The organism is Acidovorax sp. Root267 (assembly GCF_001429215.1).
GTDB classification, from domain to species: domain Bacteria; phylum Pseudomonadota; class Gammaproteobacteria; order Burkholderiales; family Burkholderiaceae_C; genus Acidovorax; species Acidovorax radicis.
Map to the genome: position 1 here is coordinate 41,356 of NZ_LMJC01000004.1, position 12,333 is coordinate 53,688.

14 protein-coding genes are annotated in these 12,333 nt (G+C 63.3%); 4 read left to right on the forward strand and 10 right to left on the reverse strand.

All coding sequences use genetic code 11. The features are described from left to right. Nucleotides 1-89 precede the first annotated feature (89 nt). The 9 genes from ASE39_RS06090 to ASE39_RS06130 form a co-directional block, all read right to left on the reverse strand. A complete protein-coding gene (locus ASE39_RS06090; protein WP_010458185.1) occupies nt 90-314 on the reverse strand; it encodes a hemin uptake protein HemP in 225 nt (74 codons plus the stop codon). Between the two features lie 258 nt (nt 315-572). After that, nucleotides 573-983 carry a biopolymer transporter ExbD gene (locus ASE39_RS06095; protein WP_010458183.1) on the reverse strand — a complete coding sequence of 137 codons (411 nt, stop codon included), beginning with the start codon at nt 981-983 and terminating at the stop codon, nt 573-575. A gap of 3 nt (nt 984-986) precedes the next feature. Next, on the reverse strand, nt 987-1,706 hold the full coding sequence (locus tag ASE39_RS06100) for a MotA/TolQ/ExbB proton channel family protein (protein ID WP_010458181.1): 720 nt from the start codon (nt 1,704-1,706) through the stop codon (nt 987-989). 40 nt (nt 1,707-1,746) lie between these two features. Next, nucleotides 1,747-2,436 carry an energy transducer TonB gene (locus tag ASE39_RS06105; protein ID WP_057224979.1) on the reverse strand — a complete coding sequence of 230 codons (690 nt, stop codon included), beginning with the start codon at nt 2,434-2,436 and terminating at the stop codon, nt 1,747-1,749. A gap of 98 nt (nt 2,437-2,534) precedes the next feature. Beyond that, entirely contained in the window at nt 2,535-2,807 is a 273-nt protein-coding gene (locus ASE39_RS06110; protein ID WP_010458177.1) for a (2Fe-2S)-binding protein, read from the reverse strand. Between the two features lie 117 nt (nt 2,808-2,924). Next, nucleotides 2,925-4,058: an alpha-hydroxy acid oxidase gene (locus ASE39_RS06115; RefSeq protein WP_057270556.1), complete on the reverse strand. Its 1,134-nt coding sequence runs from the start codon at nt 4,056-4,058 to the stop codon at nt 2,925-2,927. Then, nucleotides 4,055-4,738 carry a Fe2+-dependent dioxygenase gene (locus ASE39_RS06120; protein ID WP_057270557.1) on the reverse strand — a complete coding sequence of 228 codons (684 nt, stop codon included), beginning with the start codon at nt 4,736-4,738 and terminating at the stop codon, nt 4,055-4,057. Before ASE39_RS06120 ends, ASE39_RS06115 begins: the two co-directional genes overlap by 4 nt. A 75-nt stretch (nt 4,739-4,813) precedes the next feature. Then, a complete protein-coding gene (locus tag ASE39_RS06125; protein WP_085940279.1) occupies nt 4,814-6,985 on the reverse strand; it encodes a TonB-dependent siderophore receptor in 2,172 nt (723 codons plus the stop codon). A gap of 351 nt (nt 6,986-7,336) precedes the next feature. Next, nucleotides 7,337-7,657, reverse strand: coding sequence for an SWIB/MDM2 domain-containing protein (locus ASE39_RS06130; protein WP_010458169.1), 321 nt, complete (start codon nt 7,655-7,657; stop codon nt 7,337-7,339). A 311-nt stretch (nt 7,658-7,968) separates the two neighbouring features. Here ASE39_RS06130 and rraA point away from each other — a divergent pair, with 311 nt between their 5' ends. Further along, a complete protein-coding gene (rraA, locus tag ASE39_RS06135) occupies nt 7,969-8,484 on the forward strand; it encodes a ribonuclease E activity regulator RraA (protein ID WP_010458167.1) in 516 nt (171 codons plus the stop codon). Nucleotides 8,485-8,515: 31 nt separating this feature from the next. On the opposite strand, the gene ASE39_RS06140 is transcribed toward rraA, so the two are convergent. After that, nucleotides 8,516-9,478, reverse strand: coding sequence for a DMT family transporter (locus ASE39_RS06140; protein WP_258070057.1), 963 nt, complete (start codon nt 9,476-9,478; stop codon nt 8,516-8,518). Between the two features lie 51 nt (nt 9,479-9,529). On the opposite strand from ASE39_RS06140, the gene ASE39_RS06145 reads away from it, so the two are divergent. From ASE39_RS06145 to ASE39_RS26255, 3 genes are all read left to right on the forward strand, one after another. Beyond that, entirely contained in the window at nt 9,530-9,949 is a 420-nt protein-coding gene (locus ASE39_RS06145; protein WP_010458162.1) for a gamma-glutamylcyclotransferase family protein, read from the forward strand. 259 nt (nt 9,950-10,208) lie between these two features. Further along, entirely contained in the window at nt 10,209-11,540 is a 1,332-nt protein-coding gene (gene aceA, locus ASE39_RS06150; protein WP_056171944.1) for an isocitrate lyase, read from the forward strand. Between the two features lie 142 nt (nt 11,541-11,682). Next, nucleotides 11,683-12,315, forward strand: coding sequence for a hypothetical protein (locus tag ASE39_RS26255; protein WP_140426689.1), 633 nt, complete (start codon nt 11,683-11,685; stop codon nt 12,313-12,315). Nucleotides 12,316-12,333 lie beyond the last annotated feature (18 nt).

A 12,333-nucleotide genomic window follows, 5' to 3' on the forward strand; every position in this document is an offset into this window, starting at 1 on the left:
GCCCGGGAGTCGCCCCACGATGAAACCTGTCTGGAGTGCCTGTGCTGGGCCTTTGCGTTCACCCGTTCACGCTGGAGGGAGAAACGCCGTTATTTGGTCAGGATCAGCTTGCCCAGCTTGGTGGCCTGCAGGCGGTAGACCGAACCGTTGTGGCTGATGGCGACCGCCTTCTGGCCTTGCAGCAAGGCACTGCTGTCCACGGCAGCAGCGCCAGCCTCTGCAAAAGGTACGGCCCCTTCGTGGCCGACCTGCGAGGCAGCCTTGTCGGCGGAAAGAGGACGCAGGAGCGAGGCGGCGGTCAATGTGGCTTGCATGAAGATTTTTCCTGTTGCGTTGCAGTGCGTTTTGTTAATGATAACGATTCGCAATTACAAGTCAAGCGGGTTTGATGTTTCTTTTTGTTGTTTTTTCTGGCCGGTCCGGGGCGCTTTTCCGGGGGCCTTCAACGCCGCTGCCCGGCCAGCAAAGCTGTACCGGGCAGCGGCTTGAACAGGCTGCCGGGCTGAGAGCCCGGCGGAGTCAGAGGCTGTTGGCGCATCGGGTGCGGCGGGCATGCCAACCGCACGCTCCGCTCAGGACTGGGGCTCGGTCACAAACCCGATCTTGCGCACACCTGCACGTTGCGCTGCGGCCATGGCCTGGGCCACGCGTTCGTAGCGCACTTCCTTGTCTCCGCGGATGTGCAGGTCAGGCTGGGGCTCCTTGGCGGCCTCGGCCTGCAGGCGGGGAAAGAGTTCTTCTTCCGTGACCTGCGATTCGTTCCAGAAATACTTGCCATCGGCCGACACCGACAGGCGCACGGTCTCGGGCTTGATGTTCTCGGGCTGGTTGGTGGCGCGGGGCAGGTCCACGTTGACCGAGTGCTTCATGACGGGCACGGTGATGATGAAGATGATGAGCAGCACCAGCATGACGTCCACGAGGGGCGTCATGTTGATTTCGTTCATCACGTCATCGGCGTCGTCTTGGGTTCCGAAGGCCATGGCTTAGCCACCTTTCTTCATGGGCAGGACCTTGCCTTGCTCGCCGGGCGCATTCACGCGGGCGCCGGTGACAAAGTAGGCGTGCAGGTCATGGGCGAAGCTGTTGAGGCCGCCCAGGATGGACTTGTTGCCACGCACCAGCGCGTTGTAGCCCAGCACCGCAGGGATGGCGACCGCCAGGCCCAGGGCCGTCATGATCAGCGCCTCGCCGATGGGGCCGGCCACCTTGTCGATGGTGGACTGGCCCGAAGTGCCAATGGCCAGCAGCGCGTGGTAGATGCCCCAGACGGTGCCGAACAGGCCAATGAAGGGGGCGGTGGAACCCACCGAGGCCAGGATGGCCAGGCCGGACTGCAGGCGCGACGTGAATTCGTCGATGCAGTTGCGCAGGCAGCGGGTGACCCAGTCGCTCACGTCCAGGCTGTCGTGCAGGTGCGCCTTGGTGTTGCGGTGGTGGGCCGTGGCCTCACGGCCTTCCAGCGCCAGGTGGCGGAAGGGGTTGGTCGGGTCGGCGCCCAGCTTGGTCAGGCCAGCGGCGAAGTCTTCGCTGTGCCAGAAGTCCTGGGCAGCCCGGGTGTGCTTCTTGAACTTGATGATGTCCAGGGCCTTGATGAGGATGACGATCCACGAGGCCAGCGACATGGCCAGCAGCAGGATGGCGACGGCGCGGGTGACAAAGTCGCCCTGGATCCAGACGTTGGCGATGCCGAATTGCGATTCCATGAGAAAAACTCCCTAAAGCGGTAATTGGTGGTGAATTTGGTTATTCGAGAACGAAGTTGACAGGGACCAGGTTCCACATGGTCTCGGGCACGCCGTTGCGTTTGCCGGGCACGAAGCGCCAGCGCATGACGGCTTCCTGGGCCTGTCGGTCCAGGCGGTCGAAGCCGCTGGACTTGCTGATTTCCACCTTCTGCGGGGTACCGTCGATGCCGATCAGCACGCGCAGCATCACCTTGCCCTGCTCGCCCATGCGTTTGCTGATGGCGGGGTAGCTGGGTTTGGGGTTGTTCAGGTAAGCGGCGTCGCTGGACGGCAGCTCGATCTTGGGGGGGGCGGGCGGAGCCGGGGGCGCCGGGGCTGGCGCGGGCGGAGCCATGGGCGCCTCGATGGGGGGCGCAGGCGGCTGGGGTGTGGTGATGCCCGTGGGGGCATTGGGTGCGGGGGTGGGGTCTGCGATGGCCACCGGCATGGGCGCGGGACGCGGAGCCACCTTGGGGGCGGGCTTGGGCGGTGGCGGGGGGGCGGGCGGCGGGGGCGTGATCTTGGGTGCGGCGGGTGGCGCGATGAACTCCGTCAGCAGTTCCGCCGGCACGATGATCTCGGCGGCCTTGCGCAGCAGGCCGGACTGCAGGGCCCAAAGGCCCGCAACATGCAGAGCGACGACAGAGCCCACGATCACGGTGTTGCGGCTGAACCCCCCGGGGGTGGCAAAACGATCAGGGTGAGACATAAAAATGATAGCGGCTAGCGCTTGTACATCAAGCGCTAGCGCCCTAAAAGACCTCGATTATTTGCGAAAAATCCACCAGGCCGAGCCTGCGACGAGGATCAGGCTGCCTGCGAGTGTAGAGAGGAGTTCCATGACTTGCTTTCCAGGATGGAGCTGGCAAGCTGGATCGTTTTCGGCGCTGCCTCATTGTGCAGGGCGGCCACCGGATTCGATGCACTGCACTGCGCCACGACATCGCGGGCACAACTTTCGCAGCACCCGCATTGGGTGGCCACGCCCAGTTCGAACTGGATTTCGTCAAAGCTCATGCCTGCACGTGCGTGGCGGGCAATCTCACGGTCGGAAATCCGGCGGCAAACACAGACGATCATGGCGGCAGGCAGTGTGGCTGGCTGTTGAAGGTGTCTGCATTATAAATACGAATCTATCGCATTTGCAATAAATCATTTCCCGCAACGGGGACAAAGCGCCAGATCGCCGGAAAGTCGTCAACGCCGCACCAGCAGCGCGGGGGAGGCGTCGGCCAAGGTGGCACAGCCGGTGAGCGCCATCGCGATCTCCAGTTCATCGCGCAACAGCCGCAACACGTGGGCCACGCCGGCAGCCCCGGCATTGGCCAGGCCGTGGACGGCGGGGCGCCCCACCAGCACGGCACTGGCCCCCAGCGCCATCGCCTTGAGCACGTCGGTGCCACGCCGGATGCCCCCGTCCACCAGCACAGGCATCGTTGGGTGAACGGCGCGGACCGCCTCGACCACCTGCGGCAGCTGGGTGGCGGTGGCCGGCGTGGTGTCCAGCGTGCGCCCGCCGTGGTTGGAGACGATGATTCCTGCCACGCCCAGGCTGGCGGCCTCACGGGCGTCGTCGGGGTGCAGCACCCCTTTGAGCAGCACGGGCAGCCGGGTGATGGACTGCAGCCACTGCACATCGGCCCAGGTGGGGGCGTGCTGCAGCAAGTCATCGAACAGTGCGCTCTGGCCGTGGGCGAGCGGGACTTTCGGCGGGGGCAGCATGCCCAGCAGGTTGGCGGCGCTGATGCCAGCCGGCAGGCGGAACCCGGCCCGCCGTTCGCGGTCGCGTGCCCCGTGGCAGGGCGCGTCCACCGTCAGCACCAGGGCTTCGCAGCCCGCGCGTTCGGCCCGTTCGACCAGTTCACGGGTGAAATCGCGGTCGTGCTGCAGGTACAGCTGGAACCACAACGGCCCCCGCCCCGCATCGTCCCGGATGGCACTGGCCACAGCCTCCAGCCGGGTGCTCGCCTGGGTGCTCAGCACCATGCCCGCGCCCAGGGCGGCCGCGGCATAGGCTGCGCCCAGTTCGCCGTCGGGGTGGGCCATGCGCTGGTAGGCCACAGGGGCCAGCAGGATGGGGTGGGCCAGCGTGCGGCCCAGCAGTTCCACGCGTGTGTGCCCGCCCGCCAGGGGCCGCAGCACGCGGGGCAGCAAGCCGATCTGGTCCCAGGCCCGGCGGTTGGCAGCCAGGGTGATCTCGTCGGCCGCAGCTCCGTTGAAGTAGGCCCAGGCCCCGGGCTCCAGGTGGGTGGCGGCATGGGCCTCGTGGTCCGCCAGGTTCACGATGCCGGGCGGCAGCGCGGTGCGGGGATCGGCGGGAGGCTGGCTCACGTATCCGCCCACATGCGCAACAGGTTGTGGTAGGTGCCCGTGAGCGCCACGGTCTCAGGCGACTCGCCGTGCTGCTGGCGCAGGCGCAGCAGGGCCATGTCCATGTTGTAGAGCAGGCGCCGCTGCTCGTCGCTGCGCACCAGGCTTTCCACCCAGAAGAAGCAGGCCATGCGGTGCCCGCGGGTCACGGGGCTGACCTGGTGCACGCTGGTGCCGGGGTAGATGACCGCGTGGCCTGCGGGCAGCTTCACGCGCTGCTCGCCAAAGGTGTCGTCGATGCACAGCTCGCCGCCGTCGTATTCGTCGGGCTCCGACAGGAACACCGTGCACGAGATGTCAGTGCGCAGGCGTTCACGCCGGTCGGCCATCTGGCGCACGGCGCTGTCCACATGGTCGCCGTAGTGGTTGGCTCCGCCGCCGTAGCGGTTGATGCGTGGGGGAAACACGCGCTTGGGCAGGGTGGCGGTCAGGAACAGCGCACTGCGGTCCAGCGACGCCATCACCAGGGCTGCAATGCGCTGCGCGGCCTCGCAGTCGCGTGGCAGTTGTTCATTGTTCTTGGCCTGGCGCGCCTGTGTGCCCGCGCTGTCCTTGCCGTCGGCCCAAGGGGCATTGCGCAGCAGCTGGCGGGCGGTCTGCAGGTCGTGGGGCGAGAGAAGATCGGGGAGCGTGAGCAGCATGGCGTGGGTTGTAAAGCAAAAAAGCCGCCCCGGTAAGGGGGCGGCAAATACCTTGAAGAAACGTTGTGACGCAGATCAGAATTTCATGCTGGCCGTGACCTGGAAGATGCGGCCTGCGCCGGGCACGTAGTGGCCGCTGTAGATCGAGTCGGCGTACAGCTTGTTCGTCACGTTGCTCAGGTTGGCCTTGATCGTGTAGCGCTCGTTGATGGCGTATTCGGCCATCAGGTCGGCGGTCACGTAGCCAGGCACTTCCCAGCCGGGGTTGCGGTTGGGGGTTTGCGAGCTGCGGAAGTTCAGGCCGCCACCCACACGCAGTTCAGGTGTGATCTGGTAGGTGGTCCACACCGTGCCGCTGTGGCGGGGCGTGAGCGATGGGCGGCTGCCCTGGCCTTCGGCGCCTTCAGCTCCGATGTCGATCTTGGCGCTGGGCATCCACATGTACGAACCGTAGACCTCCCACTTGGAGGTCAGGCGGCCAGTGACGTCGATCTCGGCGCCGGCAGCGTGGCGCTTGCCCGACAGCACGGCGATATTCAGGTCGGGATCGGTGTTGCGCTCGCGGTACTTTGTGGAGTGGAACACGGCCAGGCGCGTGGTGAAGCGCTTGTCGGCCGAGTCCAGCTTGGCACCGATCTCGATGTTGCGGCTGGCTTCGGGGGGCGTGTTCACCGTCGCGGCGCTGTACGAATACGTGTCGCCCGAGGTGTTGAACGAGGTGCCGTACGAGAAGTGGTACGACTGCAGATCGTTGGGCTGGTACAGCACGCCCGCACGCTTGCTCCACTCGGAAATCTTCTGGCGGTAGCTGGTGGTAGTGACAGGGCCTGGGGCTGCAGCAGGGATGCCAAACGTGTTGTAGCTGCCATCCATGTTGTCGTAGCGCAGGCCGGCCAGCAGCTTCCAGTGGGGAGCGATCTGGATCAGGTCCTGGGCATAGAAGCCGTAGCCCTTGGCATCGAAGTCGCTCGACGTGCGCAGCACGCGGCGTGTTTCGTCCACGCCGACGCCATCGTTGGGCGTGGCCACGGTGGTGGGGGGCTTGACCAGGTCCACGCCACCTTGCGCGGCGTTGCGTGCGGCGTACACGGTCTTCTTCTCGTGCGCGAAGTCGGCGCCTGCCAGCAATTCGTGTTTGTAGCCCAGTGCTTCGAACTTCTTGCTGAAGTCGCTTTGCAGGTGCACGGTGTCCATGTTCTGGATCTTGAGCTGCGTGCCGCGCGTCAGGCGCGTGGCGGGGCCGAAGCTGTCCAGCGTTGCGGCGATGCCGCCCGGCTGTTGGGCCGCGGCGGCCAGACGCACGGTGCCGGCGCGCTGGTCGCGCTCGAAGCGGCCAAAACGCACCTGGGTCTTGAGCTCCGATTCGCCGTCAAAGCGGTGGATGTGGCCCAGCGTGGCAAAGCTTGCGCTGCCTGCGTTGTAGTCGCTGGCGGCGCCGTAGTAGTTCTTGGGGTCCAGCGGCAGCAGCGTGGTGTCGCTGACAGGCGAGTTGGCGCTGCGGCGGATCCAGGGCATGCCGTAGTTCATGCCGTTCTTGTTGTCCAGGTGGTACAGGCTCACGGCGAACTCGTCGCGCGTGCCGATGCCAAAGGCGTAGGTGCCTGCAATGCCCTTCTTCTCAAGGCTGCTGCCCGAGCCGTTGTTGTCGGCCGTGGTGCTCATCGCGTTCAGGCGCAGGGCGGCGTTTTCACCCGTGAGGATGTTGAAGTCGCCCGTGATGCGGCGGTACTGGTGGCTGCCCAGGGTCAGGTCCACCTGGTGCGAATCGATGAGGCGGGGGGCCTTGCTGACCTGGTTCACAGCGCCGCCGGTGGAGCCGCGCCCAAACAGCATGGAGGCGGATCCGCGCAGCAGCTCGACGCGGTCCAGGTTGAAGGTGTCGCGGTCATAGAACGCGGGGTCGCGCATGCCGTCGATGAACATGTCGCCCGTGCTTTGGAGCGCAAAGCCGCGCAGGCGGATGTCTTCCTCGCCGCCCTCGGCCGCCAGAAAAGTGATGCCGGCGGTGTTCTTCAGGGCTTCCTTGACGGTGTCGAGGTTACGGTCGTCGATGAGGCGCTCGGTGACCACCGTGATCGACTGCGGAATATCACGCAGCTGCTGCTTGCCCTTGCCAATGGTGGTCTCGGTGGCACGCACGCTGTCTTTGCCCTCAGGGGCTTCGGCCCGTTCCTTGACCACGACGGGGGCCAGTGTTTTCTCTGGTGTGGTGGTTTGTGCCATGGCGCCCACGGAGGCGGCCAGCATCAGCGCGCCCAGCGGAAGCAGTGCCTTGTCGGAGGACAAGCCGCGCGATGTGGTGGACACGGGGGAGGGAGAGGATTGTTGTGGGCGCAGCACGGAGCTGCGGCGCTGAGCGCGTGTTTTTGCCAAGATGGCCTCCGTCGATGGGGAATGGGTGCAGGTGGCGCGTGGGGCGCTGATTGCAGACGAAAGGCAGTGGCTAGATCAACATGGCTGTGCTTCGACTTGCTTCTTTATGTTACATCAAATGCGGGTCATTCTCATTTGCATTGATGCCAATACGCCACAGTTTGCCGGAGTCCAGACGAAAAAAAAGCCGGCTGGGCCGGCTTCTTTGTGCACCAGGGTGCGTGTTTACTTGACGTGCTTGCCGATCAGGCCAGCCAGTTCAAACATCGAGACCTGGGGCTTGCCGAACAGCTCCTTGAGCTTGGCGTCGGCGTTGATGTTGCGCTTGTTGGCAGCGTCTTGCAGGTTGTTGGCCTTGATGTAGACCCACAGCTTGCTGATGATCTCCGTGCGTGGCAGCGGTGCCGAGCCCACCACGGCGGCCAGCGCGGGGCTGGGCGTGAGTGCTTTCATGAAAGCAGCGTTGGGGGTGCGCTTCTTGGCGGGGGCAGCAGCCGTCTTGGCTGCGGGGGCTGTTTTTGCCGGAGCTTTTTTTGCAGTTGCCATGTTGGGTTTTCCTTGTTGGAAGTAAATTTTCACCAGCGAAAACTAGGCTTTCCCACTGGCAGGCTGATGCTACTGGGAAAAAAACGCGTTTCCAAGGGAGAAACGGCTTTTTTTGCCTCGATTTGTAGCGGTGGTGCCGCGTGCAGGCCAATAAGTCGCCCACGCGGCGCTTCTGCCTTGACAAAGCCGCCTGCGCTGGCCGCGTTTTCCAGTCCGCCCCCTGGGGCTGTATGACAATGCGGGGCAACCTGTCCGGCGCTGTGCGCCCGCTGCGTTCCCGTTGTTCACTTCGTCCGAAAGGCCTTCCAAAAATGACTGCTGCACCTTCTGCCGCCCCCTTTAGTACCTGCGATTTTTGCGATGTGCACAAGGGCGACATGACCGGGGCTTTTCGCGTTCTGCCCCCCGTTTTTCAGAGTTTTGGCGGCGTGGCCGCGTTTGCAGGCCCGATAAGCACCGTCAAGTGCCATGAGGACAACACGCAGGTCAAGGCTGCGGTGGAGTCGCCGGGAGAGGGCCGCGTTCTGGTGGTGGATGGTGGCGGATCGCTGCGCCGGGCGCTTGTGGGGGGCAATCTGGCGGCTGCCGCTGCGCTCAATGGCTGGGCCGGTGTGGTGGTGGACGGCTGCGTGCGTGACGTGGCCGAGTTGAACGCGGCGGCCGTTGGCATTCGTGCACTGGCGCTGATTCCCTTGCCGACCGAGCGCCGGGGGGAAGGACAGCGCGATGTTGCTGTGCAGATCCAGGGGGTCTGGGTGCGGCCGGGCGACTGGTTGTATGCCGATGCGGATGGCATCGTCGTCAGCGCGCGCCCGTTGGCTGCGTAGCCGTTGGGGCTGGGTGGCTGGTGGGCCCCCATCAGCCTGCGCGGCCGCCATGCCGACCCACACGCAGGGCGGCGCGTGAGGGCAGGGTGGCCAGCAGCATGCTGGCCAGTGCGATGGCAAACGCCGCCCATTGCCAGCGGGTCAGTGATTCACCCAGCACCAGCACGCCTACCAAGGCTGCACTCACTGGCAGCATGACCGAGAAGACGCCACCCTGCGCTGCTGGCACGGCCTTGAGCCCGGTCATCCAGAGCCATACCGTCCACACGCAGGCCGCCAGCGCGTAGAACACCAGCAACGTCCAGATGCCCCAGCCCACGGCGGCAAAGTCGAAATGCCAGGCTGCGTACAGCCCGAACGGCGTGGACAGCACAAAGCCCCACAGGTTGATGAGCGAGGAGATGCGCTTGGGGCCCAGGCTGCCCGTGAGCTTCTTGCCGATCACCGTATAGGCCGCCTCGCACACCACCGCGCCCAGCAGCAGCCAAGGCCCCAACCAGGCAAAGTTTTGAGAATTTTTAGTGCCCAGCGCTTGTCCAGTAAGCGCTGAATGCTCTTGTTTTGATAGCGAAAACAAGGCAATTCCCGCCACGGCACAGGCCACGGCCGCCCAGGTGCGTGGTGCGACGCGTTCCCGCAGAAAAGCCCAGCCCATCACCGCCACTGCGGCGGGAATCGCAGCCAGGGTCACGCCGGCCGAGACGGCATCGGTCAGACTCACTCCGTAGATCATGCAGATGGTGAACAGGAAATTGCCCAGGAACGATTGCAGAAACAGCAGCCGCCGGGTTTGTGGGGTGAGTGGGGGCTCGTCCACGGGCTTCCTGAGCCAATGCAGCATGGCCACACCGCCAATGCCAAAGCGCATCCATGCGAGCAGGAATACCGGCAGTACGGCGGCCAGGGGTTTGGACAGCGCCACGTAGCTGCCCACCAGCGCCATGCTGAGGGCCAGGCACAGATACGCGAAAGGTCGGCTGGGGATGGTGTTCACTAGACTGGAGATTGACAAGAACCTGTTTTATGCCAAAAAGAGGTGCGCATCATGCCCGACGAAATCCTGCCCGCTGCCTCCCTGCGCTGTGTCTTTGTCTATGGCACGCTGCGGCGCGGCGGATCCAATGACATCACCCGCCTTCGCCCGGCGCCCCGGTTCCTGGGCACCGCCCAAGTGGAGGGGGTGCTCTACCACCTGGGAGCCTATCCGGGCATGGCGCTGGGCGGGCCCTTGTGGGTTCAGGGCGAGGTGTATGCCATTGAGCCTGCTCTGGAGACCGTTCTGGACGAGATCGAGGACCTGGGCGCCAATCCCAGCGACGAGTATGTGAAGCGTGACATCGTGGTCGATGTGGGCGGGCGAGCCGTGTCCTGCCTGGTCTATGAGATCAATCCCCGATATGTGGTCTCTGCGCCGCGCATTCCCGAGGGGGACTGGCTGAAGGCCCCGCGTTTGGGCACCCTGTGACGCCATAGATTTTTGTAATGCAAAAACTGGATTTCGTAATGCAGAATACGATAGATGTTGCATTGCCGCAATTTTTCTCGATATGAGAAATCAATTTCTGTATTGAGAAATGGTGTGATTAAGTTGTTGTTTTTCAAGGAGAAAATTTATCTCTTGTATAAGACATAAGAGCTTGCTCAAGTCTTATAGAAGACTTAAAGTTATCTCCAAGGGCAGCACAAGCAGCCCGGCGTTTTCAACCAACCTCTGGAGTGATCTCATGCCCCAATCCCTCAACGAACAACTGAGCCGCGAACAGCAAATTGCCGCCCTGGAAAAAGACTGGGCCCAGAACCCCCGCTGGAAGGGCGTGAAGCGCGGCTACTCCGCCGCCGATGTGGTGCGCCTGCGCGGCTCGCTGCCTATCGAGCACACGCTGGCCAAGCGCGGCGCTGAAAAGCTGTGGGACAAGATCAACGGCGGCGCCAAGAAGGGCTACGTGAACGCATTCGGCGCGATCTCCGCCGGCCAGGCCATGCAGCAGGCCAAGGCCGGTCTGGAAGCCGTGTACCTGTCGGGCTGGCAAGTGGCCGCTGACGGCAACACGTCCGAGACCATGTACCCCGACCAGTCGCTGTACGCCTACGACTCGGTGCCCACCATGGTTCGCCGCATCAACAACACCTTCAAGCGCGCCGACGAAATCCAGTGGGGCCGTGGCATCAACCCCGGCGACAAGGAATTCATCGACTACTTCCTGCCCATCGTGGCCGATGCAGAAGCCGGTTTCGGTGGTGTGCTGAACGCCTTCGAACTGATGAAGAACATGATCCAGTCGGGCGCTGCCGGCGTGCACTTCGAAGACCAACTCGCTGCCGTGAAGAAGTGCGGCCACATGGGCGGCAAGGTGCTGGTGCCTACGCAGGAAGCCTGCGAAAAGCTGATCTCCGCACGTTTTGCGGCCGACGTGATGGGCGTGTCCACCATCGTGCTGGCCCGTACCGATGCAGAAGCTGCCAACCTGATCACGTCTGACCACGATGCCAACGACAAGCCGTTCCTGACCGGCGAGCGCACGCAAGAAGGTTTCTACCGCGTCAAGAACGGCCTGGAACAAGCCATCAGCCGTGGCGTGGCCTACGCTCCCTACGCCGACCTGGTGTGGTGCGAAACCGGCGTGCCAGACATCGGCTTCGCCCGCGAATTCGCCCAGGCCGTGCACGCCGCCTGCCCCGGCAAGCTGCTGTCGTACAACTGCTCGCCATCGTTCAACTGGAAGAAGAACCTCAACGACAGCCAGATCGCTTCGTTCCAGGAAGACCTGTCGGCCCTGGGCTACAAGTACCAGTTCATCACGCTGGCCGGCATCCACATCAACTGGTTCAATACGTTCCAGTTCGCCCATGCATACGCCAACGGCGAAGGCATGAAGCACTACGTGAACATGGTGCAAGAGCCAGAATTCGCAGCACGCGACAAGGGCTACACGTTCGTGTCGCACCAACAGGAAGTGGGCGCAGGCTACTTCGACGACGTGACCACGGTGATCCAGGGCGGCTCGTCCTCTGTGAAGGCCCTGACGGGTTCGACCGAAGAAGAGCAGTTCCACTGATCTGACGCCGAGTGACACGGGGATTGAAAATCCTTGTGTCGGTGGTCCAGTTCTTCCCAGGACTACCAATCAGCATGCACCCCAGCGCCCGATAAAGGGCTCTGGGGTATTCGGCATTTCATCAACTTTTTTACGATTAACTGTGAGTCAAGAATTGAGAGGGCGCTTACTGCTCTGGATATCCGCTCTAGTTGATGCGCAATCCTGTCTAGAGTTGGCGGCGCGCTTGCTGTATGCGGCGGAAGCTGACGCAATCTTGGCGACCGAAAGGGCTCAGCATCAGCACTATGAAGCGCAAACAGGGCGGCCATACTCTCGCCTAGTGGCTTACGCGGATGATGCTGTAGTGCTCGCTAGCTACGACCGCGTATTGCCGTTGCCGCGCGAATGCTCCGAGGCTTCGATGCATCTGAACAAACTGGCTGCGGTGTACTTCATGCAGCTATACAACAGCGGTTATGCGGACGGTGGTCAAGTGGCGGGCAACAAGTCTCCAGAGACTAAGGCGCTAAGAGAAGAACTTGAAGTAGCCGCGTTTCCTGTGCGGGAAGAACTGCTGCGATTTCGAAGCTGGCTAGCTGCGGTTGAAGATTTCCGCAATGATGCCGTAGCGCATGCACAAGGAAACGCATTTGCTGTGCAGCACAGGTTGCAAGGAGTTTCCATGACTGTTCCCGTGATGACGCCAATACAGTGCGTTGAGTTGAGCGAAGTTATTCAGCGTCTGCTGCCTGAGATTGAGAGAAAGTACCATCTCCTCTCTCCCGACTCTTAGGGCTACTCGGCCTAACGC